The sequence below is a fragment of the Bifidobacterium sp. ESL0732 genome, assembly GCF_029395535.1.
Taxonomy (GTDB): domain Bacteria; phylum Actinomycetota; class Actinomycetes; order Actinomycetales; family Bifidobacteriaceae; genus Bifidobacterium.
Genome location: NZ_CP113920.1, coordinates 156,335 through 181,543, shown reverse-complemented (window position 1 = coordinate 181,543; position 25,209 = coordinate 156,335). Strand labels below are relative to the sequence as shown.

The following is a 25,209-nucleotide window of genomic DNA, read 5'->3' as shown; positions in this document are numbered from 1 at the left end:
AATGTTTACCTTCCATGGAGCACCTCCGCCGGACGCAAATGCAGAATCGAGCGAATCGAGGAGAACGATGCGATCAGAATGGTCACGGCCAGCAACACGAACACCAGCACAAACACCATCGGTCGCATCACTACTCCCGAACCGAAAACGACATGTCCGATGACTTGTGCAAGCAAGGAGCCAAGCCCAGCGCCGACCAGCCCGCCGATCAGCGAAATCACCGCCGTTTCGGTAAGCATCAGCCTCGAAACCGCGCCGTCCGTGGCACCGATGGCTTTGAGCAGCGCAAGTTCCGAACCACGCTCGCCAATCGACGATGCCATAAGATTGGCCACGGCGATGGCGGCCGCGATAAGGCTCAACGCAGTCATCAGGATCATCACCGCTTGTGTCTTATGCAGCACGTCGCCCTGCAAGGCCGCCACCTGCCGTACCTGCTTGGCCACGGCTCCTGGCATGACCTCCTCGATCTGATAGGCGATCGAAGACGGATAAGCCGTACAATACCAAGTCTCCCACTCCTCCTGGCTCAGCGCCGCCGGGTCCTTCTCTGCCTTGCGCGCCAAATCGTTTTCAGGGGTCGTGAGCGCCTTGACCTCGATTTTGTCGATGGAATCCGGCAAATCGGAAAGCCGTTGCGCCGACCACGAAGGAATATAAAGACCATTGGCATCGTTGTCGCCGGAATCGAAAATCCCGACAATCCGCACGCGTTGGCTGCGGTGTTGCCCGTCGGCCGTCGCCTTGGAAATCGTAACGGTCTGCCCGACTTTGGTATGGGTGGCATTCGCCAGGTCCTTGCCCATCATGCCTTGCACGACGGTAGCTTGATTGGTATCAGCCGCTGCAACGACCTTGCCAGTGCCCGTTGCCCCAGAACCATCCTTGGCCCAAGCCCCGTCGACCTTCCACCATGAGCGCATGCCCTTGACTCCGGCGACCACACTTTGGCCCGTCGCCAATGGCACTTTCTTGTTGAACCACGTTCCCGTCACCGGCACATTGCGCCCGTCAATCGTGGCGTTCACGTTGAGTTCCGGCGCAAAATCGGTAATGTTGAACGCCCAGAACGTCGTTTTGATGCTGGGCACGTCCGATTCCTTGAGGAACGAAGTCGGATCCGCAGCTTCGTCGCCATTGCCGGCGTCCGCAGTATTGTATAAATCAGACACCACCGCATCGGCTTTGGGCTTGACGACAATATTGGAGCCGTACGTCGACAGTTCGGCGTTGAGCTTGTCGCCCACGTCGAAGACGACACCAAGCATCGCCACGCAAATCGTGGCCGACAGGCACACGGTCACCGCAATGAGCAACCGCCGCTTGAGCTGCCGCGAAAACGAGCGAAACACCATTCGTAACAGGAACATCGTTACCTCCTACACCAACTCGTGCACGTTCGGAGCACACTGACACTGTGCGCGCAACCGCCGTATCCCAAACATTGATATCTCTGCACTCAAATGACCAATATCTTGCATATTCAAAAGCAGATGCAAGAAAATGGCCATTGAGTGACGCCTAGTGACCGGTTTCTGGCATACGCGCGCACTAATGCAAGAAAAGGGTCGGTGAGAGCTGCTCCGTGGCTGGTTTCTTGCATATTCATACGTCGCTGCAAGAAAATGGCCATTCGGGTTTCCCCAACTGAGCATCTTGTGCGTACCCGTTCCATGACGCATGAATATTTCCATCTCGTTTGTCATGCGTCCGCCTCATTCCTTGAAATGGCTCGACAACGCGTCGAGGTCGGAGGTGTGGATGGTGATCTTGCCGTGCGAGGCCTCGTAGGGGAACGGTATCGGGTTGCATCCGCCCTTGAAGCCGATGGTCGCCACGTTCATCTCCACCTCGCAACGCTTGCAGATGATCTTGCCGTCCTTCTCGTAATAGCCCGCATCGCCACAGGTCAGGCAGGCGTCGAGGCCCACGCCGAAGGACCCGCCGTTCTTCTTGATGATGATGAAGCGCATCACCGTGCCGTCCTTGGCTTTGTATTGGAAGCGGTGCAGATGGCCATCGTCCACCTTGTTGAAGGCGATGGTCGCGATGCCATTGTGCTGCGAATACCCTTCCGGCGGCGAAAGCGTCGGCTGCTCATGGACTTTGGCGACGCCTGCGGTCAGCGCAAACGTCACCACAATCATCGCAATCAGGCTCCACACACCAGCCGCTTTCGCGCGTCTCCGGAACGCTTTGTGCTCGCGAACCACGGCATCGTTGTCACCTGCCAGCGGAGTACGGAAACCGGCCGCAATTGAAGCGATAACGGGGATGATAAAGACCAGTACCGAGGCGATGACCAGTTTCATATCATTGTTCGCCGCCAGAATCAGCACGTTAAACGCGGTGCCGTCGAATTCGACAAACATCATCGACATCAGCAGCGAGCACAGCTGCGTCACATGACGGGCCAGCAAGATCAGCAGCATCAGCATCGATGCCGCAAGAAAACTACCACGCACCGCCGTGGTGCGCATGGTACGGAAAATAGCCGCTACTACAACGGCCGTCGCGATGCCCAGTGCAAAGCCGAGCGCACGCAGCAGCATCTTGGAAGTAAACGGAGATTCACCGGTCTCCACAAAGCTGGTCAGCTGCATGAAAACGTCCTGCGAAGCGAAAAACGTGGTCAGGGCAATGCCGATGGCGGAAATCGCGTTGGCCACATGCAGCCGAATTGGATGCTCATGCCAGTCACGCACAAGTCCCTTCGAACAAGCCATAATCGCAAGTATCAAGACATCACAGACCACGCAGCCGATAAGCACCGGCAAATTGACCCCGGAACGCCGGTCGACGATGACCAGCACGCGCAGCACTGTAAATACGAGCGCCGCGCCAATCCCCACGAGCAGCCCGTAAAGCCGCCACTGTCGACTAATCGGCCTATCGCGCCCTTCACCGACCCCGAGTAGCACACTCAGTGTCATCACGAGCAGCGCCGGCGCCACCATCCCCGGCAGCGCCCCCACAAATTCCTCGAGCATTTTCTCGAATCCTTATCCTTGCCAGCCGTAATCCACTGGCTTTTATCTCGATCACGAAGGAATCAACTGACGCAGTTGTCTGGGAATATACTTGCTTCGACACCCTCCAGGCCGGTAGGCCAAGCTTTATGTCTCAGCAAGCATATTCCCAGACAACTACTCAACCAACGAATCATTGCTATCTCCGACTAGTTAAACGAAATAGCAATACGAAGCAAACGAAACTGCTAAATGTCCAAAAGTTAAACGTTACGTAAGCTAAAACATTCGCAACCACGCAAAAACTATTTTTTATCCGCCCCAGTCGCTTTGCATCATGGTGAGCATCCACCTTAGCGGGTCTATCCGTTGAGTGGTGGAGGAGGGGGATATGTTTGCTGAGGAGTAAAGCTTGGCCTAAGCAAAATCAGAGATTTTGCCTTCGCGCTCGATACATCGCGCTCACCTCGCCTACGGGAAGTCCACAGGGCTTCCCGCTTAACGGCTCAGCCGGTAAGGGTTCCGAAGCAAATATATCCCCCTCCTCCACCACGTCAGTTATCATTCCGTTACAGCAGTCTCACCATTGATGCACGACGTAGTTCCAGTCGAACGTGGCCACAATCGGCTTGGTCCAGAAGCGACCTTTGACACCGGTATCCGGGTCGACGTGCAGCGTCCAGCCGTTGGTCTCCGGGCTGTAGATGGTGTAGGTGAGCTTATACTGCCCCGCCTTGTCAAGCTTGATGTTGGCGCCGTAGTGCGGACCGTCGTCGGCGTTCATCTCCATGAACGTGCCATCCTGCTTGTTGTTCGGGTCGTTCTTGTCCTGAATCTCATACTTGACAGTGAGCTTCGGGATGAAGTCGCCGGTGCCGTAGCCGAGGTTGTTGTCCTTGAGCGCGTGGATGTCGGCCTCGAGGTGGAGGTTCGATTCGGCCGCAGAAAGTCCCATCCCCTGCGGATACATGTCGACCGGCTGGAAGTAGACGGTCGCGATATTGAGCGGGAAGATCTGCTGGTCGTGTCCGATCGGAATCTCCTCGAACTTCGCACCGTTACTGTTCGCTTTCTTCTGTGCGTTCTGCGAGGACGACGAGCTCGACTTGCCCTTGTCTCCGGAAGCTGAATTCGAGCCGTTCGACCCGCACGCTGCGAGTGAGAACGCGAGCGCCCCTGCGACCACCGCGGTCAGCAGGCCGGTCAGTTTGCTTTTCTTCATTATCTTCTCCTGTTTTATTTGGGGATATTTATTATCGAATATTTAGAAAATGGAGTATGACGAACGAATCGTCACAACGGATCCGTCTCGTTCTCTCCCAAGCCACATTTACGCCGCGGATCCAGAGGAATGAGCCGATTGTGCAGCCTTCATCACCTTTTCGCGATGCTTGCGGATTCCGAAAACGATAAACAATCCGATAATCACAACGGCAGCGATTATCTGCGCGACGATGGTTTCGGTGTACGGGTACAGCCCGAGCCATTCGTTGGTCGGCATGCTCGCCAAGTAGGTTCCGTTGATGGCATCGCCTTCGATCAGCGAGTGCACGCCGCCACCGGCGAACGTAACGGCCAAAACCGCTAGCAACGCCGATGTAATAAGGAAGAACGGATGCAACGGAATGTGCACGGAAGTGAAGCGAATCAGCACGAAGACAACAACCAGTACGACCGCGGCTGCCAAGCCGCCGATCCACATACCCTTTGAATCCTTCGTCATCGAGTAGACGCTCTGATAGAACATCACCGTCTCGGCGCCCTCGCGGAAGACGGCTAGGAAGCTCAGCATTGCAAGCGAAACAACGCCGGCAAACGTCAACGAATCAGAGGCCGCCACGTCGGAAACCGCCTTTTTCGCCTTGTCGCCGATATAGCTCTGCCAAGCGTCAGCATCGGATTTCGAAAGCATCCAGTTGCTGGTGTAGACGAGCATGCACATCGCAATCAGCGCGACCACGCCCTCCATAATCTCCTGTTGCGGCCCGTTGCCGTTGAAGAACACCGCGAACAGCACCGCCATCAGCCCCGATCCCAGTAGTCCGACGACGACGCCGAGATAAATCCACTTCACGAGTTTCTTGTTATCGCTTTTGAGCATGTAGGCGATAATGGCCGCGACCACCAGCAGTGCCTCGAGTCCTTCGCGCACCAGGATCAGGAACGACTGCCCGATTGAGCTGGTAGCGAATTTCGTGGCACCGTTAACCTGATCTTCTGCCCCACCGTCGAGTTTCTTCGCATCGACATTGAGGTTGGCCTTCAGCTCGTCCGCTTGCTTCTTGATACCGGCCGGCGCATCCCCGCGCACCATGGCCTTACGCAATTCCTTGAAGCAGCTTTCCATATAGGAGACGCGAGAACCCGAAATCGCGTTCATTACGTTCTTTTCGAAGCCAAGCTTTTCGTAATATTGGTAATAGGCCTCATTGACCTTGTCGGCACCCTTTTCGCCGTCCCTGGCTTTCGCCGCGGCAACGCCCTGATCGATGACCTTGCCCATCTGCCCGGCAACCTCAAGCCAAGTGCGGTTCCCTTTGCCATAGAACTTTGTCTTCTTGTTCTTCTGCAGGACCTTGCGCTGTTCCTTGACCATCTGCTCGATCTGGGCTGCATAGGCCTTGGGCTTGGCGAGATTCGGACTGGCGTCGAGCTGTGCTGCAGCGTTGTCGAGTTCGCCGGAAAGTGTAGAAATCTGCGCGGCTAAATCGGCCTCATGCCCGTCGCTATACGTCAGTTGCTGCACGGACTGAAACTGGTTCATTTCGCCTTGCTGACGATTTGCACCAAGCGTTTCCTGCACAGCCCTGCTGAAATTGGAGGCCGTATATCTGGTCGAAACCGCGCTCATCTGCGAGGCGGCCGTAGTCCTGTCACCTGAAGCGTAGGTACCATTGACCTGCTCGAGACCCTTACCAAGGTCCTTGGCCACCGAGATCCAAGTGTCGTCGTCCTCCGTAACGGTATCGGCCACAGCCCGCGCCGAATAATGCTGATTTGTGCTGGCCCCATTTACGGCATTCGAAGATTTTTGATTCGCTGCGATTGCAGGGTTCTGCGGCACCAGCAACGACGCGATCATCGCCACTACCGCCAACAGTGGCAACAGTGTCACAAACTTGGCCAGCCTTGTCCTCGCACGCATTGGCGCTCCGCCTCACTCTATTCCGCGACAGTCTTGTGCCGTGATGTCTTAAAACAGAGTAAAGGAAAATGAATCAGAAAAAAAGACTTGTTTTTAAAATTTTTTTATGGTAAGTAGATCGAGATTTCAACGTTTTCTAACATTCTATCCAATTTTACAACGACACACATCGACCGAAGAGTCCCGAATAAGCGAAATCAAATTTGATGAATCAGGTTTATGTTATAAACTACTTTGTAATTGCAACAATTATCAGTAATTCAGTTCCTCGGAAGGCATCCACCATGCTAGAAGACAAATCTTCAGATAAAGAGCAAATCCCGAATCCAGCTGATGCGCTGAATATCGTGAAATCACAACGGAAACGGACAAATCTGGCTAGGAATCAGGGATCTTATATTCATTTTGGCATCTGGGGAGCCGCTTGGCTCATCGGTTACTCGGCTCTCGCTCTCGGAACCACACCTCTTGCCAACAATGACACCACGACCAACGCATGGTCGTTTACCATCTTCGCAATCGTATTGGTACTGGCTTTCGTCGTTTCCTGCTTTCTGAACGCACGAAACGCATCCGGTATCCGCTCTGGAAACCAGATGTTCCATTATTTCAAACGAATGGGGAAAGTGGCCGGTTGGTCATACCCTCTTGCGTTTATCTTCAGTATGTGCGGTCTTGCGATATTTGCAGACAAATACGGCCCCGAAAACACTGAAATGTCAGTACTCTACAACTTCGTGGTGCCACTGATACTCGGACTCATTTACTGGTTGCAAGGCGCGATGTACAACGACCGCACACTGTCAATCACCGGCTTATGGATGATGGCGCTGAGTTGGAGCACAATTCTAGCCGGCATACCTGTAGGATATTGGATTATGGCCTTGCTTGGCGGCGGAGGACTTTTGATTGCCTTCCTTGTGGCATTAATATTCGCGCATCATCGAGCGGCAGAGGCCGTTGCCAATCTGGATCAGGAGCAGCATGCATGAGTGAGCAACTCAATCCGGTCATTCACGCACCTTCACGGCTGCGGATCATGACCACACTGACCAGTCTGAACGATGACGAATCCATATCATTCACAAAACTGAAGCAGCTCTTAAATATGACCAACGGTAACCTCTCGGTTCACCTGACCAAGCTGGAGGAAGCCGACTACGTCTCCATCGACAAGACTTTCGAAGGCAGAAAACCTGTCACCTACGTTTCAGTGACTTCGGCAGGCCGAGACGCGTTTGCAACGTATCTACACGATTTGCAGGCTTTGTTGAAGCCGGCAACAGACAAAACATCTTCTCCAAAAAAATAAAATCACAATCTATGTGCCAAGTTATATTCGTTGTATAGCCAAGTGAATATAACTTGGCATTCCTTCAATAAGAAACAAGAGATGGCACATATCAGCGACGATATGATTAACCCAGAACTACGAGACACCGGTCAAATGATGAGGTTTGTGAGGTTATGATTGCCGAGGTCCCCGGCCCGTTCCGCTGTGCCGCGTGCGCTCCGCGTGTGCGGGGGCCCTGTGGTGTGTGTGGGGTATGAGAAAAGGGGAGCCGTCCTTTCGGGCGCTCCCCTTTCGTGGAGTGTGGTGCGGCGGCGGGCTACTCTCCCACACCCTGTCGGGTGCAGTACCATCGCCGTGCCAGGCCTTAGCTTCCGGGTTCGGAATGGGACCGGGCGTCTCCCCTGGGCTATGGCCGCCGCAAATCTTGAATTGTACGCAACCCTCGGGCTGCGGCATGTGGCGGCTCGGGAACCGGAAAGCGGACGCGTTGGATGCGGATGAATCGTGATGTGACATCGAAGTGCTCAATGCCGTCTTCGTTTATCGCAGAAGATGCCTCACGTCCCAACCGCAACGGTTGGGGGTGTGATTGCCTTTCGGCCGTTAGTACCGGTCGGCTCCACCCCTCGCGGGGCTTCCACGTCCGGCCTATCAACCAGGTGTTCTCGCCTGGGGCCTACAGAGGCTCGAAGCCTCAAGGAATACTGATCTCGGAGCAGGCTTCCCGCTTAGATGCTTTCAGCGGTTATCCCTTCCGAACGTAGCCAACCGGCCGTGCCGCTGGCGCGACAACCGGCATACCAGAGGTTCGTCCACCCAGGTCCTCTCGTACTATGGGCAGGTCTCCTCAATATTCCAACGAGCGCAGAGGATAGAGACCAAACTGTCTCACGACGTTCTGAACCCAGCTCGCGTGCCGCTTTAATCGGCGAACGGCCGAACCCTTGGGACCTGCTACAGCCCCAGGATGCGACGAGCCGACATCGAGGTGCCAAACCATCCCGTCGATATGGACTCTTGGGAATGATCAGCCTGTTATCCCCGGGGTACCTTTTATCCGTTGAGCGATGCCGCGCCCGTGCGCCGGCACCGGATCACTATCTCCGACTTTCGTCCCTGCTCGACCCGTCAGTCTCACAGTCAAGCCCGCTTGTGCGATTGCACTCGACACCCGATTGCCAACCGGGCTGAGCGGACCTTTGAGCGCCTCCGTTATCCTTTGGGAGGCAACCGCCCCAGTTAAACTACCCGCCAGGCACTGTCCCTGACGCGGATCACGCGTCGAGGTTAGACATCAAATGGAGACAGAGCGGTATTTCACCTTGCGGCTCCACACGGGCTGGCGCCCGCGCTTCGAAGCCTCCCGCCTATGCTACACAGTTTCCACCTAATGACAATACCAAGGTATAGTAAAGGTCCCGGGGTCTTTTCGTCCTTCTGCGCTTAACGAGCATCTTTACTCGTACTGCAATTTCGCCGAGCTCCTGGTCGAGACAGTGGGGAAGTCGTTACGCCATTCGTGCAGGTCGGAACTTACCCGACAAGGAATTTCGCTACCTTAGGATGGTTATAGTTACCACCGCCGTTTACCGGGGCTTGAATTCACCGCTGCCCCCTCCGAAGAGGGATGACGGATCCTCTTAACCTTCCGGCACCGGGCAGGCGTCAGTGCATATACAGCGGCTTGCGCCTTCGCATGCACCTGTGTTTTTGGTAAACAGTCGCTACCCCCTGGTCTGTGCCACCCCCCGCGGCTCCGGGCGCGAAGCCCATCACCGCAGGGGGTCTCCCTTATACCGAAGGCACGGGAGTGATTTGCCGAGTTCCTTGACCAGGATTCGCTCGATCGCTTTGGTATTCTCTACCTGACCACCTGTGTCGGTTTGCGGTACGGGCGCCGCAGCACCTCGCGCCGAAGCTTTTCTCGGCAACGGAAACCACCGGATTCGGCCCCAACGGGCCCCACCATCGCGCCTCGCCCTGTTGCACCGCGGATTTGCCTACGGTACGGGCTGCACGCTTGGCCACGGACTACCACCGCCGCGGCCGGCTCTTCCATTGCGTCACTCCTGCGCTGGCCTACCGGAAGGTCTGTCCCAACCGCCAAGCATCAGCCACCCCGAAGGGAGGCATCCGCAAGGCGGGAGGTTAGTACCCGACTTTCGGCCCGGACGGTCCTGCGCCGGTACGGGAATATCGACCCGTTCGTCCATTCGACTACGCCTGTCGGCCTCGCCTTAGGACCCGACTCACCCGGGGACGATGAACGTGGCCCCGGAACCCTTGGTCATCCAGCGGACGGGATCCTCACCCGTCTCTCGCTACTCATGTCTGCATTCTCGCTCCCGCACGGTCCACGGCGAGCTTACGCTGCCGCTTCACCCCGTACGGGACGCTCTCCTACCCAGCATACGAAACGTACGCTGCCGCGTCTTCGGTGGCGTGCTTGAGCCCCGCTACATTGTCGGCGCGGAACCACTAGACCAGTGAGCTGTTACGCACTCTTTCAAGGGTGGCTGCTTCTGAGCCAACCTCCTGGCTGTCTATGCGACTCCACATCCTTTCCCACTTAGCACGCGCTTCGGGACCTTAGACGACGATCTGGGCTGTTTCCCTTTCGACGACGGAGCTTATCCCCCGCCGACTCACTGCCGCGCTATACCGCCACGGGTATTCGGAGTTTGGTTGCCTTCGGTACGCGATACGCGCCCTCAGGCATCCAGTAGCTCTACCCCCCGGGCGAACCACACGACGCTGCACCTAAATGCATTTCGGAGAGAACCAGCTATCACGGAATTTGATTGGCCTTTCACCCCTAGCCCCAAGTCATCCCCCCAGTTTTCAACCTAGGTGGGTCCGGTCCTCCACGCGGTCTTACCCGCGCTTCAACCTGCTCAGGGCTAGATCATCCCGCTTCGGGTCCAGGACAAGCGACTCAAACGCCTTTTGAGACTCGCCTTCGCTACGGCTCCCCCACGACGGGTTAGCCTCGCCACTTGCCACTGACTCGCAGACTCATTTTTCGATAGGCACGCCGTCACCCCTCAAGGAGGCTCCGACGGTTCGTAGGCGCACGGTTTCAGAAACTGTTTCATTCCCCTCCCGGGGTGCTTTTCACCTTTCCCTCACGGTACTCGTTCGCTATCGGTCAGACAGTCATATCTAGGCTTACCCCACGGTCGGGGCGGATTCACACGGGATTCCACGAGTCCCGTGCTACTTGGGAACCTGGATCGGAAGGCAGCGCGCGACCGGCTACGGGGCCATCACCCTCTACGGCCGGGAATTCAATCCCGTTCGCCTAGCACGCCGCTTTATGACTTCCGCCGGACGCTCCAGCATCCGGGCACCAGGCCCCACAACACCCGCCGCGCAACGCCTGGAGGCTATCACACGCGGCCGGTTTGGCCTGATCCGCTTTCGCTCGCCACTACTCACGGAATATCCTTTCCTGCAGGTACTGAGATGTTTCACTTCCCTGCGTACCCCCCGCTCGAAAGCGGTGCCAACCCATACGGCTGGCGGGTCCCCCCATTCGGAAATCCTCGGATCAAAGCCCTGTCGGCGGCTCCCCGAGGCCTATCGCGGCCCCACACGTCCTTCATCGGTACTGTCTGCCAAGGCATCCACCATACGCCCTTACCAGCAACACACACCCATACGGGCTGCATGCCGCAAGGACCTTCTGCGAAAAACTCTGGACAACACATCATCACACTATGAATGATCACAAAACGATCGACCAAATCCCCAATTAGAAAATCGGAGACCGGTCTTAAAAATTGCATCTAACAAAGCAAGATCAAAATCTTGCTCGCGTCCACTATCCAGTTCTCAAGCCACCACGCACGACCGCATCAGACGCCCCGACCGGGGCCGCCGTCAACGGAAGGCATCGAATCGCACCATCCACAAGGGATGGGGTGGCGATCCGGGAGCCCAAAAGCATGCCCATACTCCAATGTATGTGTAAAGCTGTCATCCTTGATCTTTTCCACACCAGCAGGACCATCAACGGGAACATCCCGAGACGGCCCGACACCGGATGCCAAACAGCATCCTGAATTCTCCGTAGAAAGGAGGTGATCCAGCCGCACCTTCCGGTACGGCTACCTTGTTACGACTTAGTCCCAATCACGAGCCTCACCTTAGACGGCTCCGCCCCACAAGGGGTTCGGACACCGGCTTCGGGTGCTGCCCACTTTCATGACTTGACGGGCGGTGTGTACAAGGCCCGGGAACGCATTCACCGCGGCGTTGCTGATCCGCGATTACTAGCGACTCCGCCTTCATGGAGTCGGGTTGCAGACTCCAATCCGAACTGAGACCGGTTTTCAGGGATCCGCTCCATGTCGCCATGTCGCATCCCGTTGTACCGGCCATTGTAGCATGCGTGAAGCCCTGGACGTAAGGGGCATGATGATCTGACGTCATCCCCACCTTCCTCCGAGTTGACCCCGGCGGTCCCTTGTGAGTTCCCGGCATAACCCGCTGGCAACACAAGGCGAGGGTTGCGCTCGTTGCGGGACTTAACCCAACATCTCACGACACGAGCTGACGACGACCATGCACCACCTGTGAACCGGCCCCGAAGGGAAGCCCCATCTCTGAGGCGATCCGGAACATGTCAAGCCCAGGTAAGGTTCTTCGCGTTGCATCGAATTAATCCGCATGCTCCGCCGCTTGTGCGGGCCCCCGTCAATTTCTTTGAGTTTTAGCCTTGCGGCCGTACTCCCCAGGCGGGATGCTTAACGCGTTAGCTCCGACGCGGAACCCGTGGAATGGGCCCCACATCCAGCATCCACCGTTTACGGCGTGGACTACCAGGGTATCTAATCCTGTTCGCTCCCCACGCTTTCGCTCCTCAGCGTCAGTAACAGCCCAGAGACCTGCCTTCGCCATTGGTGTTCTTCCCGATATCTACACATTCCACCGTTACACCGGGAATTCCAGTCTCCCCTACTGCACTCAAGCCCGCCCGTATCCGGCGCAGACCCATCGTTAAGCGATGGGCTTTCACACCAGACGCGACGAACCGCCTACGAGCTCTTTACGCCCAATAAATCCGGATAACGCTTGCGCCCTACGTATTACCGCGGCTGCTGGCACGTAGTTAGCCGGCGCTTATTCGAAGGGTACACTCACTCTCGCTTGCTCCCCAACAAAAGCGGTTTACAACCCGAAGGCCTTCATCCCGCACGCGGCGTCGCTGCATCAGGGTTCCCCCCATTGTGCAATATTCCCCACTGCTGCCTCCCGTAGGAGTCTGGGCCGTATCTCAGTCCCAATGAGGCCGGTCGCCCTCTCAGGCCGGCTACCCGTCAAAGCCTTGGTGGGCCGTTGCCCCGCCAACAAGCTGATAGGACGCGACCCCATCCCATGTCGGTAACCCTTTCCCGCGATCACATGCGATCACGCGGAACACCCGGCATTACCACCCGTTTCCAGGAGCTATTCCGGAACATGGGGCAGGTTGGTCACGCATTACTCTCCCGTTCGCCACTCTCACCACGGTGCAAGCACCATGGATCCCGTTCGACTTGCATGTGTTAAGCACGCCGCCAGCGTTCATCCTGAGCCAGAATCGAACCCTCCACAAAAAACATGAAAGGCCGAACAAATCGGCTCTATACAAAATAATTGACGGAACCATTCCATAAGGGGGAATGGCCCCCACTAAAAACCTCGACGTCCCTCACAGCCCCGCTAGAGGCACCCCGCAAAACACGGGGCGGACGCCAAACTGGCAATCAAAAAAAGCTTTACAAATAAAAAGTAGTACAGACACACTCTTGAGTTCTCAAACCACCACCACACCAATGATTTCAACTAATCTCAGGGATTTGTTGTCGCCATCAGGCAGCAAGTAGATAACTTACACTAGATTGCCCCCACACGCAAGTTTCATTGAAATAAATGCTCTATATTCATTCTAATTTCAACGTTTCGTCGGCGTGTCGGAATTGTTGCTTTTATACTGCTTTCGACTTTGGAAATAAGTAAAACGTACTCGAGACTTTTTGCCACTAAGCCATTACAAGTCAAGCACTATTTTCTCTTGTCAACTTTCTGGATGCTGAATCAGCTTACGCATGCGATCTTCGTTCTTTCCCATCTGTTTGCTGAATTGGGGATAGCTGCAATCCTCGGAAGGAATATTCAGTCCAATCTTGTATACAGTGACATCCTGCGTCTGATCCACATCGAATAGTTCTCTCGTAAAGTCATGCCCATCTACACCCTTTAACAATCTGTACTCTATTAACTCGTTCTCGTCATCATTGAGCTTTCCGTCATTACGAAGTGGATGTAGATAATAGCCGCGACTGGTGCCAAATCGAAACATATAAGTCAGTACCTGCTTATAATCGTTTCCGCTTATTCCCGTGGTTACCTTAAATTTGGCATCCAACACAAAATTCCCGTCAGCCGTAACAAAATCCGGAAAAATCTGACCTACACATGCCTTACTGGCATCACGATCTTTATCCATTCTTCGCAACAGCATTTGTTCACCACTACCTGCATGGCCTTTCAACCTGTTTTTTGGATGCCAGAACTGCGAGCCGAGTACTTTCCCAACATATTCTTCCCAGAGCCATGCTCCATCGAATAGAATGCCATACATGTCGTTCGCATGCCCTTTGGCAGCAATAGATTGCCTGTCAATGATTGCCAAGCAGAGTTTCTGCAAATCAGCATATTCTGAATAATAGGGATGTTTGAACGGATTACGTCGATTATATTCAACGACCTTTACCCAATCGTATGGATTATATGTCGCATCAGTAGCGCGCCTTATCGCCCGTATATCTTTTCTGATACGCAAATCACCGAGTACACCACGGCCAAGGCCACGTTCAGGGTAAAGTCGGGGAATCATTTCTATAGTATGCCGCACCAATTGATTCATCATATTATCCGGCGAAGGATCGTACGAGCTGTACGCAAGTCGGTCACGACGACCGATATTACTGATTATTTGTCTGTCCACATCGATGGGGCCTCTTACCGCAAGGTCATTGTGCTGATGCCTGATGTACGTGCTGAACGGCCCTTTAAGCATCGCTTGATGCAGGAAATTGGGGAATAGCAGCACCATCAGTTGGAAAATCCTTGTTTCAACATCGGCGTTAATCGACAAATCTACCAAATCAAGCCGCAAACCCAATACTCGTTGCAACAGATACTGTAAGAACCAATCAGCTCCAAAACCATTCAGCTGTGCTGGACGCTCATCTATTAAGTACAGATCCTCGTTTTTCTTCTTATCAACTGCGCTGACGAACGGCGAGGTAATTGTCAAGGCGTCACCGGCATAACCGATGAACCCCATGACGTTGCCGGTCTTATATTTGGTTTCCTGCTTATCTCCTGGATGGGCAATGACCGTACACCCTTCATCATCACGCAAATCCGGAGAACCTGCGAGCCCTCTAGGAAGAACGAAGAAACATCTTCCTCCGAATTTATCATGCAACTCAGAAAGCTTCAGACCGTTAATCTTCTGCAGAAGCCCACTCTCGCCAATCTTCGTGTTATCCGCCTTATTCATATCCACCGTATTGTTGCAGATAAAAGTCATTTCCATGTCTTGCTCCCGAGCGCAAATGCTGATCTTCGAAACCTGCTATGAGCGGATTTTGTTTGTCTGAAGACCCGGTCAGATTTTTTCGTTTATGTTATGAGTTCGCGAACACCAGCGACTTGCCAAGTCCTGCATCCATCAGCCAACATTGCTAAACGTCACATTTGTCTAACCAATCTTAATCATTCCGGCAACGGTTCAACAGAATCGACCTCCTGGTCTTCCTTTTCTTCAAAATCTTGTAAAGTTCTGGCTCCGTCAGACTCAGGCATTATTCTCTGATACTCAATCAGCAATGGTTTCAGCTCGTTTTTCCAAAGCTCGCGAGCCGTTTCTTCGCCCTGAGCCATATTCACAAAATAGCTCGCACCAATGCAATATCCGGAACCAAGTCCGGAAACTTTGATTTCGTCGTTCACTTTATCCATGAAAGCTTCCGCCTGCCCGATTTGCGCTCCAGACAGCATCACCTTGCTATCCTCAACGGATATGGGCACAAACCTGAAGCGCCGGCGCATAGCGAAATCGAAGGTATCGACGGATCGGTCGATGTCATTCATCGTCGCGATGATGTAGACGTTTTCTGGGATATAGAACCAATCGTTGGAATCATCTTTGTCGGCATTCGACGACGATTTCTTATCATTATCATCATGCAGGTTAGCGTACTGGGTCTTTACTTTGCCTTTCAACCCACGGTACCCTGGATCGATGCTGAAAAACAGCTCACCAAAAATCTCCGATATATTGCCGCGGTTAATCTCATCAATGACGAAAACATACTTCCGCTCAGGATCTTTACGCGCTTTATTTATGAATCGCATAAACACACCAGGACGCAACTCAAAACCGGATCGGGAATCAACAGCCTTCACCGGACGTATCCCTTCTACAAAATCAGTGTAGTCATAACTCGGATGGAACTGGACAAAGTCGAAACGAAAGTCATCCTCCGCAAGCGCTGCAACATCTGGAACCCTGATGATCTTCGCAGCAATTTGTTTCGCCATCGTCGTCTTGCCTGTTCCCGGCGCACCATGAAGAATAACGTTGGGGGAACCATGCCTCCTAGTCATCATCTCGAAAATCTCTTGAACTCTAGGGTTGGTAGCCTCTGTCGGAGCGGCACCGTCTCGTTTTTCTCCAGTCCCATCATCGCTGGGCACACTTGTATTTGAGCCGACACCAGCATCATCCGCTAAAGAATCGCGATTTGACGACGGTTCGGTATCCGACATCGAGGCATCTGGGACGCTCCCACCATGACTTTCCCAAGCATGATATGACATGTCCTGCAGACTTGAATAAGGAACTTTCTCGCTCTGAACCGCATTCAGGCAATCATCACAGAGCTCGAGATAGTCACCACCATTGGGCGGGTTATTATCTAACAAGGCAGCAACCTTTTCAAATACTGGCTGCCGTTGGCCCTGGATAAATCTTCTGTTATATTCACTCAGCGATACGTAACGCTGAAGATTCAGCCAACTCAGCCCGTTAGTCAGAGACCACTTAAGTCCGGGAATTTTCAACACTACATCATATGCGTTCATAAATGTTTGACGAGCTTTATTCGTGTCATCAGACTCAAGAACTCTGGCAGCTTCAAATAAAAGCCACAGATTCTCTATATCTTCCTTCTGCTGAGCTGCAGATACTCGTCTGTTTTTTACCGACGTCCGATAGAATGTTGGCGGGCCAGCACTTCTTATGGAAATGCCTTTTAAGTCAGTCGGAACCGGTGCTTTGATAGCAAGCTCACTCTTAAGCTCAGACATATAATGCTGCCGATTTTGAAAGTTAGATGTTCGCGCATAAGCATTGAAAAGATTGTATACCGTAAAGGGGTCTATGACATTAATAAGATATTTTCTAGGACTGATACCCATTCTTCGATCAACATTTTTTATTTTCGCAAGTAAGGGTCTGCTATCTTGACGAAAAGCCGATAGTTTATCTGCAACTTCTTCATAAAAGGAAACCTGCTCCTTAATACATCCAGATTGAACCATTACCCATCCTTGATTATATTTACCACATTTCAAGCATAATTACTCAGTCGAGGATACCACCGTTTTCAACAAAACAACAATGTTCGCCAAATCCGATAATGAACATTATGTTCGTTTGATTTGCAGATATACGCTTCTTTTACGCTTTTAAACGCTCAATGCTGATTATGGTGCCTCAAGCGATTCCTTCTTCTTACCAAGGCAAGGCAACGAAAACTTAATGAGAACCTATAAACCCAAACCAAACTACGACATAAACATGAACAAATCACTGTACAACTGAGGTTATTCGTTATGGCTCCAAACAGGGTAGATAGTTTCTGTTTGCGTATCGTCATCGATATAGTAAGCCACACGACGATGCTGACCGTTGATCCGCCTGGGGCACAATCTTTTACTGGCCTGCTGAAGCTTTTGAAAAAGATGAGGCGGCTGATACGGTTCTGATTTCGGATCTGCAACAATCTGCATGAATGATTGCCGGAATTGTGGACGCTTAAGTTTTTACCATTTTCTGTGGCAAGTTTTCGGTAACAACGTATTCGTCACAGTGTATCCCAATCGATATCATCGATATCTGTCGTACCGCTATCATCGCCAAGTCGCTTTTCAATCAGACCAAAAGCATCTGAACTCTCGAGTAGAAATCGTTCCATGACGATCTCGCCGTCATCAATCTCACCAGTAGCGGTGAAACCCGCCTTGACATATACGTGTTCGGCCATGGCGTTGCCAGGCACGTAGCTTAAACGCAACCGAACCATGCCGGCAGCTTTCGCTTTTTGAGCCAAAAGTTCCAGCGTACGTGAGCCATACCCATGGTTCACATATTCTTCCGGTATCAGGATCCGCCAGACATGGCAAATTCGTTGATTGCAATCGTCATGGGTCATTGCAAAGCCCACCAAGGCATCATCGTCATAGATTGCAAAAGGATGGACCGTGTGCTCATCCCCATAGAGCCATGCCTCGGCAAGGGAAACGCTGTTCGGCGCCACATATTCTTCGCCTTCAGGTCGGCGCATGTCCAGGACCTGATAAAAGTTTGATTTGTCGATATCGCACAGTTGCACTGTCATAATTCGATATTATCGAAATGTGCGGATATAACAAAGTAATTCCGGCTGACGAAGCATGCATGACGAGGATGCAACGTACCGATAGTGCGGAGGGTCGTGACGCGGATCCCATTCCCGGGATTCCGTCCCGTGCGGGTGTGCGGCCGCGGCCGGTGCGCGCGGAGGCCTCGTGGGGGGGCCGCGGGTGCCGTGCGGCTTGTGGCCGTGGTGTGTGTGGGGTATGAGAAAAGGGGAGCCGTCCTTTCGGGCGCTCCCCTTTCGTGGAGTGTGGTGCGGCGGCGGGCTACTCTCCCACACCCTGTCGGGTGCAGTACCATCGCCGTGCCAGGCCTTAGCTTCCGGGTTCGGAATGGGACCGGGCGTCTCCCCTGGGCTATGGCCGCCGCAAATCTTGAATTGTACGCAACCCTCGGGGCTGCGGCATGTGGCGGCTCGGGAACCGGAAAGCGGACGCGTTGGATGCGGATGAATCGTGATGTGACATCGAAGTGCTCAATGCCGTCTTCGTTTATCGCAGAAGATGCCTCACGTCCCAACCGCAACGGTTGGGGGTGTGATTGCCTTTCGGCCGTTAGTACCGGTCGGCTCCACCCCTCGCGGGGCTTCCACGTCCGGCCTATCAACCAGGTGTTCTCGCCTGGGGCCTACAGAGGCTCGAAGCCTCAAGGAATACTGATCTCGGAGCAGGCTTCCCGCTTAGATGCTTTCAGCGGTTATCCCTTCCGAACGTAGCCAACCGGCCGTGCCGCTGGCGCGACAACCGGCATACCAGAGGTTCGTCCACCCAGGTCCTCTCGTACTATGGGCAGGTCTCCTCAATATTCCAACGAGCGCAGAGGATAGAGACCAAACTGTCTCACGACGTTCTGAACCCAGCTCGCGTGCCGCTTTAATCGGCGAACGGCCGAACCCTTGGGACCTGCTACAGCCCCAGGATGCGACGAGCCGACATCGAGGTGCCAAACCATCCCGTCGATATGGACTCTTGGGAATGATCAGCCTGTTATCCCCGGGGTACCTTTTATCCGTTGAGCGATGCCGCGCCCGTGCGCCGGCACCGGATCACTATCTCCGACTTTCGTCCCTGCTCGACCCGTCAGTCTCACAGTCAAGCCCGCTTGTGCGATTGCACTCGACACCCGATTGCCAACCGGGCTGAGCGGACCTTTGAGCGCCTCCGTTATCCTTTGGGAGGCAACCGCCCCAGTTAAACTACCCGCCAGGCACTGTCCCTGACGCGGATCACGCGTCGAGGTTAGACATCAAATGGAGACAGAGCGGTATTTCACCTTGCGGCTCCACACGGGCTGGCGCCCGCGCTTCGAAGCCTCCCGCCTATGCTACACAGTTTCCACCTAATGACAATACCAAGGTATAGTAAAGGTCCCGGGGTCTTTTCGTCCTTCTGCGCTTAACGAGCATCTTTACTCGTACTGCAATTTCGCCGAGCTCCTGGTCGAGACAGTGGGGAAGTCGTTACGCCATTCGTGCAGGTCGGAACTTACCCGACAAGGAATTTCGCTACCTTAGGATGGTTATAGTTACCACCGCCGTTTACCGGGGCTTGAATTCACCGCTGCCCCCTCCGAAGAGGGATGACGGATCCTCTTAACCTTCCGGCACCGGGCAGGCGTCAGTGCATATACAGCGGCTTGCGCCTTCGCATGCACCTGTGTTTTTGGTAAACAGTCGCTACCCCCTGGTCTGTGCCACCCCCCGCGGCTCCGGGCGCGAAGCCCATCACCGCAGGGGGTCTCCCTTATACCGAAGGCACGGGAGTGATTTGCCGAGTTCCTTGACCAGGATTCGCTCGATCGCTTTGGTATTCTCTACCTGACCACCTGTGTCGGTTTGCGGTACGGGCGCCGCAGCACCTCGCGCCGAAGCTTTTCTCGGCAACGGAAACCACCGGATTCGGCCCCAACGGGCCCCACCATCGCGCCTCGCCCTGTTGCACCGCGGATTTGCCTACGGTACGGGCTGCACGCTTGGCCACGGACTACCACCGCCGCGGCCGGCTCTTCCATTGCGTCACTCCTGCGCTGGCCTACCGGAAGGTCTGTCCCAACCGCCAAGCATCAGCCACCCCGAAGGGAGGCATCCGCAAGGCGGGAGGTTAGTACCCGACTTTCGGCCCGGACGGTCCTGCGCCGGTACGGGAATATCGACCCGTTCGTCCATTCGACTACGCCTGTCGGCCTCGCCTTAGGACCCGACTCACCCGGGACGATGAACGTGGCCCCGGAACCCTTGGTCATCCAGCGGACGGGATCCTCACCCGTCTCTCGCTACTCATGTCTGCATTCTCGCTCCCGCACGGTCCACGGCGAGCTTACGCTGCCGCTTCACCCCGTACGGGACGCTCTCCTACCCAGCATACGAAACGTACGCTGCCGCGTCTTCGGTGGCGTGCTTGAGCCCCGCTACATTGTCGGCGCGGAACCACTAGACCAGTGAGCTGTTACGCACTCTTTCAAGGGTGGCTGCTTCTGAGCCAACCTCCTGGCTGTCTATGCGACTCCACATCCTTTCCCACTTAGCACGCGCTTCGGGACCTTAGACGACGATCTGGGCTGTTTCCCTTTCGACGACGGAGCTTATCCCCCGCCGACTCACTGCCGCGCTATACCGCCACGGGTATTCGGAGTTTGGTTGCCTTCGGTACGCGATACGCGCCCTCAGGCATCCAGTAGCTCTACCCCCCGGGCGAACCACACGACGCTGCACCTAAATGCATTTCGGAGAGAACCAGCTATCACGGAATTTGATTGGCCTTTCACCCCTAGCCCCAAGTCATCCCCCCAGTTTTCAACCTAGGTGGGTCCGGTCCTCCACGCGGTCTTACCCGCGCTTCAACCTGCTCAGGGCTAGATCATCCCGCTTCGGGTCCAGGACAAGCGACTCAAACGCCTTTTGAGACTCGCCTTCGCTACGGCTCCCCCACGACGGGTTAGCCTCGCCACTTGCCACTGACTCGCAGACTCATTTTTCGATAGGCACGCCGTCACCCCTCAAGGAGGCTCCGACGGTTCGTAGGCGCACGGTTTCAGAAACTGTTTCATTCCCCTCCCGGGGTGCTTTTCACCTTTCCCTCACGGTACTCGTTCGCTATCGGTCAGACAGTCATATCTAGGCTTACCCCACGGTCGGGGCGGATTCACACGGGATTCCACGAGTCCCGTGCTACTTGGGAACCTGGATCGGAAGGCAGCGCGCGACCGGCTACGGGGCCATCACCCTCTACGGCCGGGAATTCAATCCCGTTCGCCTAGCACGCCGCTTTATGACTTCCGCCGGACGCTCCAGCATCCGGGCACCAGGCCCCACAACACCCGCCGCGCAACGCCTGGAGGCTATCACACGCGGCCGGTTTGGCCTGATCCGCTTTCGCTCGCCACTACTCACGGAATATCCTTTCCTGCAGGTACTGAGATGTTTCACTTCCCTGCGTACCCCCCGCTCGAAAGCGGTGCCAACCCATACGGCTGGCGGGTCCCCCCATTCGGAAATCCTCGGATCAAAGCCCTGTCGGCGGCTCCCCGAGGCCTATCGCGGCCCCACACGTCCTTCATCGGTACTGTCTGCCAAGGCATCCACCATACGCCCTTACCAGCAACACACACCCATACGGGCTGCATGCCGCAAGGACCTTCTGCGAAAAACTCTGGACAACACATCATCACACTATGAATGATCACAAAACGATCGACCAAATCCCCAATTAGAAAATCGGAGACCGGTCTTAAAAATTGCATCTAACAAAGCAAGATCAAAATCTTGCTCGCGTCCACTATCCAGTTCTCAAGCCACCACGCACGACCGCATCAGACGCCCCGACCGGGGCCGCCGTCAACGGAAGGCATCGAATCGCACCATCCACAAGGGATGGGGTGGCGATCCGGGAGCCCAAAAGCATGCCCATACTCCAATGTATGTGTAAAGCTGTCATCCTTGATCTTTTCCACACCAGCAGGACCATCAACGGGAACATCCCGAGACGGCCCGACACCGGATGCCAAACAGCATCCTGAATTCTCCGTAGAAAGGAGGTGATCCAGCCGCACCTTCCGGTACGGCTACCTTGTTACGACTTAGTCCCAATCACGAGCCTCACCTTAGACGGCTCCGCCCCACAAGGGGTTCGGACACCGGCTTCGGGTGCTGCCCACTTTCATGACTTGACGGGCGGTGTGTACAAGGCCCGGGGGAACGCATTCACCGCGGCGTTGCTGATCCGCGATTACTAGCGACTCCGCCTTCATGGAGTCGGGTTGCAGACTCCAATCCGAACTGAGACCGGTTTTCAGGGATCCGCTCCATGTCGCCATGTCGCATCCCGTTGTACCGGCCATTGTAGCATGCGTGAAGCCCTGGACGTAAGGGGCATGATGATCTGACGTCATCCCCACCTTCCTCCGAGTTGACCCCGGCGGTCCCTTGTGAGTTCCCGGCATAACCCGCTGGCAACACAAGGCGAGGGTTGCGCTCGTTGCGGGACTTAACCCAACATCTCACGACACGAGCTGACGACGACCATGCACCACCTGTGAACCGGCCCCGAAGGGAAGCCCCATCTCTGAGGCGATCCGGAACATGTCAAGCCCAGGTAAGGTTCTTCGCGTTGCATCGAATTAATCCGCATGCTCCGCCGCTTGTGCGGGCCCCCGTCAATTTCTTTGAGTTTTAGCCTTGCGGCCGTACTCCCCAGGCGGGATGCTTAACGCGTTAGCTCCGACGCGGAACCCGTGGAATGGGCCCCACATCCAGCATCCACCGTTTACGGCGTGGACTACCAGGGTATCTAATCCTGTTCGCTCCCCACGCTTTCGCTCCTCAGCGTCAGTAACAGCCCAGAGACCTGCCTTCGCCATTGGTGTTCTTCCCGATATCTACACATTCCACCGTTACACCGGGAATTCCAGTCTCCCCTACTGCACTCAAGCCCGCCCGTATCCGGCGCAGACCCATCGTTAAGCGATGGGCTTTCACACCAGACGCGACGAACCGCCTACGAGCTCTTTACGCCCAATAAATCCGGATAACGCTTGCGCCCTACGTATTACCGCGGCTGCTGGCACGTAGTTAGCCGGCGCTTATTCGAAGGGTACACTCACTCTCGCTTGCTCCCCAACAAAAGCGGTTTACAACCCGAAGGCCTTCATCCCGCACGCGGCGTCGCTGCATCAGGGTTCCCCCCCCATTGTGCAATATTCCCCACTGCTGCCTCCCGTAGGAGTCTGGGCCGTATCTCAGTCCCAATGAGGCCGGTCGCCCTCTCAGGCCGGCTACCCGTCAAAGCCTTGGTGGGCCGTTGCCCCGCCAACAAGCTGATAGGACGCGACCCCATCCCATGTCGGTAACCCTTTCCCGCGATCACATGCGATCACGCGGAACACCCGGCATTACCACCCGTTTCCAGGAGCTATTCCGGAACATGGGGCAGGTTGGTCACGCATTACTCTCCCGTTCGCCACTCTCACCACGGTGCAAGCACCATGGATCCCGTTCGACTTGCATGTGTTAAGCACGCCGCCAGCGTTCATCCTGAGCCAGAATCGAACCCTCCACAAAAAACATGAAAGGCCGAACAAATCGGCTCTATACAAAATAATTGACGGAACCATTCCATAAGGGGGAATGGCCCCCACTAAAAACCTCGACGTCCCTCACAGCCCCGCTAGAGGCACCCCGCAAAACACGGGGCGGACGCCAAACTGGCAATCAAAAAAAGCTTTACAAATAAAAAGTAGTACAGACACACTCTTGAGTTCTCAAACCACCACCACACCAACAAACAATCTCAACTCTTAGAGGAGAAGTTGCCGTGTTGAGCAGCAAGAGATAAATATACGCGGAAATCGGATTCCGCGCAAGTTGAAGGACGCAAAAACCTTAAGAACCGTTGCAATGATGCGGTTCTTTCGGCGTGTCACTAAAGGCGTTACTACACCTTTACGAGTTATTTTAGCTTGTAAATGTCAAGAATCAAATCGATGTAATTCTTTTTCCTTGGCGTTTCCAAGCAATAGCGCAAGAACCAATTCGTTACATGCCTTTTCATATCTAATTATTTGTCTCGAATATTGAAATGAGTTCGTTGGTAACGGAGATTTACAAGCGCTCTATACATAGGTCGAACCAGAACGTTGCAATAATCCTGTGTACCACACTTGATTTCTCTGTACCACACATGCAATCGGTACTCCGCGATTTCAAGGTCTGTGGCCTGCGCTCAATACAACAAGCGGCCGCAGATAAATAGCCTGACAATATAATGTTTTCTCACAGGCACAGCAAGACAGCGGCAACTAGAACCACGCCAGCCTGACTACAATAATATATATGACTAAAAAAATTGCGGTATTGACTGGTGCTGGCATTTCGACTTCGGCAGGTATTCCTGACTTCCGCGGACCGGACGGAGTGTGGACCAAGCACCCCGACCAGATGAGCGTCTATGACATCGATGCGTTTATGCGTGACAAGAAGGCGCGCGAATATTCGTGGGCCTGGCAGAAAGCATCGCCGGTGTGGAACGCGGAGCCGGGCGAGGCGCACAAGGCGCTGGTCAAGCTGGAAAAGGCGGGACTACTGACGTTGCTTGCCACGCAGAATTTTGACGCGCTGCACGAGAAGGCCGGCAATTCCAGCGATCTGATCGTCAACCTGCACGGAACCATCGGCACCTCGCACTGCATGAAGTGTCATGCCAAGTACAACACCGCCGACATCATGGACAACCTCGACGCCGAGCCGGACCCGCACTGCCACCGCAAGCTGCCGTATAGCGGCAATATGCCCTGCAACGGACTGATCAAAACCGACGTGGTCTATTTCGGCGAAATGTTGCCAGACGGAGCGATGGAGAAGTCGATGGCGCGCGTAGCCAAGGCCGACGAGTTCTGGGTGATCGGCTCGACGCTCGAGGTCTTCCCAGCCGCATCGCTCGCGCCGACCGCCGTGCAGGCCGGAGTGCCGATGACAATTATGAATATGGGACACACGCAGTACGACAACATCGCCACTACGCTCATCCACGACGACATCGCCAAAGCCTTGCCTGAACTGGTAGATCGAACGATCGCCGAAGCAGAGGAAGCCTAACATCGCACCCATGTGGCA

The 25,209-nt window shown here is 54.7% G+C and carries 10 protein-coding genes and 6 rRNA genes; 3 read left to right on the top strand and 13 right to left on the bottom strand.

What is annotated here, in order from left to right; all coding sequences use genetic code 11:
• Nucleotides 1–5: 5 nt before the first annotated feature.
• From OZX70_RS00535 to OZX70_RS00520, 4 genes are all read right to left on the bottom strand, one after another.
• Nucleotides 6–1,370, bottom strand: a complete 1,365-nt coding sequence (locus OZX70_RS00535) for an FtsX-like permease family protein (RefSeq protein ID WP_277181082.1) — start codon at nt 1,368–1,370, stop codon at nt 6–8.
• 345 nt (nt 1,371–1,715) lie between these two features.
• Entirely contained in the window at nt 1,716–2,990 is a 1,275-nt protein-coding gene (locus tag OZX70_RS00530) for a Fe-S-containing protein (protein WP_277181080.1), read from the bottom strand.
• Nucleotides 2,991–3,549: 559 nt separating this feature from the next.
• Complete coding sequence (locus OZX70_RS00525; protein WP_277181078.1) at nt 3,550–4,191, bottom strand: iron transporter; 642 nt, start codon at nt 4,189–4,191, stop codon at nt 3,550–3,552.
• Nucleotides 4,192–4,299: 108 nt separating this feature from the next.
• Nucleotides 4,300–6,114, bottom strand: a complete 1,815-nt coding sequence (locus tag OZX70_RS00520; protein WP_277181076.1) for an FTR1 family protein — start codon at nt 6,112–6,114, stop codon at nt 4,300–4,302.
• A 284-nt stretch (nt 6,115–6,398) separates the two neighbouring features.
• Here OZX70_RS00520 and OZX70_RS00515 point away from each other — a divergent pair, with 284 nt between their 5' ends.
• Both OZX70_RS00515 and OZX70_RS00510 read left to right on the top strand, forming a co-directional pair.
• The gene (locus OZX70_RS00515) at nt 6,399–7,106 is read left to right on the top strand and encodes a hypothetical protein (protein WP_277181074.1); all 708 of its coding nucleotides are present in this window, start codon (nt 6,399–6,401) and stop codon (nt 7,104–7,106) included.
• Nucleotides 7,103–7,426: a transcriptional regulator gene (locus OZX70_RS00510; RefSeq protein ID WP_277181072.1), complete on the top strand. Its 324-nt coding sequence runs from the start codon at nt 7,103–7,105 to the stop codon at nt 7,424–7,426. The genes OZX70_RS00515 and OZX70_RS00510 overlap by 4 nt, the downstream gene beginning before the upstream one ends.
• A gap of 285 nt (nt 7,427–7,711) precedes the next feature.
• Here OZX70_RS00510 and rrf (OZX70_RS00505) read toward each other — a convergent pair.
• From rrf (OZX70_RS00505) to OZX70_RS00465, 9 genes are all read right to left on the bottom strand, one after another.
• Nucleotides 7,712–7,828 (bottom strand): 5S ribosomal RNA (rrf, locus tag OZX70_RS00505).
• A gap of 162 nt (nt 7,829–7,990) precedes the next feature.
• Nucleotides 7,991–11,061: ribosomal RNA gene (locus tag OZX70_RS00500) — 23S ribosomal RNA — on the bottom strand.
• 422 nt (nt 11,062–11,483) lie between these two features.
• A 16S ribosomal RNA gene (locus tag OZX70_RS00495) occupies nt 11,484–13,008 on the bottom strand.
• Together the 16S, 23S and 5S rRNA genes form the textbook arrangement of a ribosomal RNA operon.
• A gap of 461 nt (nt 13,009–13,469) precedes the next feature.
• Complete coding sequence (locus OZX70_RS00490; protein ID WP_277181070.1) at nt 13,470–14,999, bottom strand: hypothetical protein; 1,530 nt, start codon at nt 14,997–14,999, stop codon at nt 13,470–13,472.
• 179 nt (nt 15,000–15,178) lie between these two features.
• Nucleotides 15,179–17,008 (bottom strand): AAA family ATPase, encoded by a 1,830-nt coding sequence (locus OZX70_RS00485; RefSeq protein ID WP_277181068.1) that lies wholly within the window; start codon nt 17,006–17,008, stop codon nt 15,179–15,181.
• Nucleotides 17,009–17,553: 545 nt separating this feature from the next.
• On the bottom strand, nt 17,554–18,087 hold the full coding sequence (locus OZX70_RS00480) for a GNAT family N-acetyltransferase (RefSeq protein ID WP_277181066.1): 534 nt from the start codon (nt 18,085–18,087) through the stop codon (nt 17,554–17,556).
• Between the two features lie 270 nt (nt 18,088–18,357).
• Nucleotides 18,358–18,474, bottom strand: a 5S ribosomal RNA gene (rrf, locus tag OZX70_RS00475).
• Nucleotides 18,475–18,637: 163 nt separating this feature from the next.
• Nucleotides 18,638–21,707, bottom strand: a 23S ribosomal RNA gene (locus tag OZX70_RS00470).
• Between the two features lie 422 nt (nt 21,708–22,129).
• A 16S ribosomal RNA gene (locus tag OZX70_RS00465) occupies nt 22,130–23,658 on the bottom strand.
• Between the two features lie 771 nt (nt 23,659–24,429).
• Between OZX70_RS00465 and OZX70_RS00460 the strand changes: the two genes are divergently transcribed.
• Nucleotides 24,430–25,191: a Sir2 family NAD-dependent protein deacetylase gene (locus tag OZX70_RS00460; protein WP_277181064.1), complete on the top strand. Its 762-nt coding sequence runs from the start codon at nt 24,430–24,432 to the stop codon at nt 25,189–25,191.
• Nucleotides 25,192–25,209 lie beyond the last annotated feature (18 nt).

What these genes read in the sequence shown, in the direction of transcription:
- OZX70_RS00535 (WP_277181082.1), bottom strand. Translation starts at nt 1,370, where the DNA reads ATGTTCCTGTTACGAATGGTGTTTCGCTCGTTTTCGCGGCAGCTCAAG.
- OZX70_RS00530 (WP_277181080.1), bottom strand. Translation starts at nt 2,990, where the DNA reads ATGCTCGAGGAATTTGTGGGGGCGCTGCCGGGGATGGTGGCGCCGGCG.
- OZX70_RS00525 (WP_277181078.1), bottom strand. Translation starts at nt 4,191, where the DNA reads ATGAAGAAAAGCAAACTGACCGGCCTGCTGACCGCGGTGGTCGCAGGG.
- OZX70_RS00520 (WP_277181076.1), bottom strand. Translation starts at nt 6,114, where the DNA reads ATGCGTGCGAGGACAAGGCTGGCCAAGTTTGTGACACTGTTGCCACTG.
- OZX70_RS00515 (WP_277181074.1), top strand. Translation starts at nt 6,399, where the DNA reads ATGCTAGAAGACAAATCTTCAGATAAAGAGCAAATCCCGAATCCAGCT.
- OZX70_RS00510 (WP_277181072.1), top strand. Translation starts at nt 7,103, where the DNA reads ATGAGTGAGCAACTCAATCCGGTCATTCACGCACCTTCACGGCTGCGG.
- OZX70_RS00490 (WP_277181070.1), bottom strand. Translation starts at nt 14,999, where the DNA reads ATGGAAATGACTTTTATCTGCAACAATACGGTGGATATGAATAAGGCG.
- OZX70_RS00485 (WP_277181068.1), bottom strand. Translation starts at nt 17,008, where the DNA reads ATGGTTCAATCTGGATGTATTAAGGAGCAGGTTTCCTTTTATGAAGAA.
- OZX70_RS00480 (WP_277181066.1), bottom strand. Translation starts at nt 18,087, where the DNA reads ATGACAGTGCAACTGTGCGATATCGACAAATCAAACTTTTATCAGGTC.
- OZX70_RS00460 (WP_277181064.1), top strand. Translation starts at nt 24,430, where the DNA reads ATGACTAAAAAAATTGCGGTATTGACTGGTGCTGGCATTTCGACTTCG.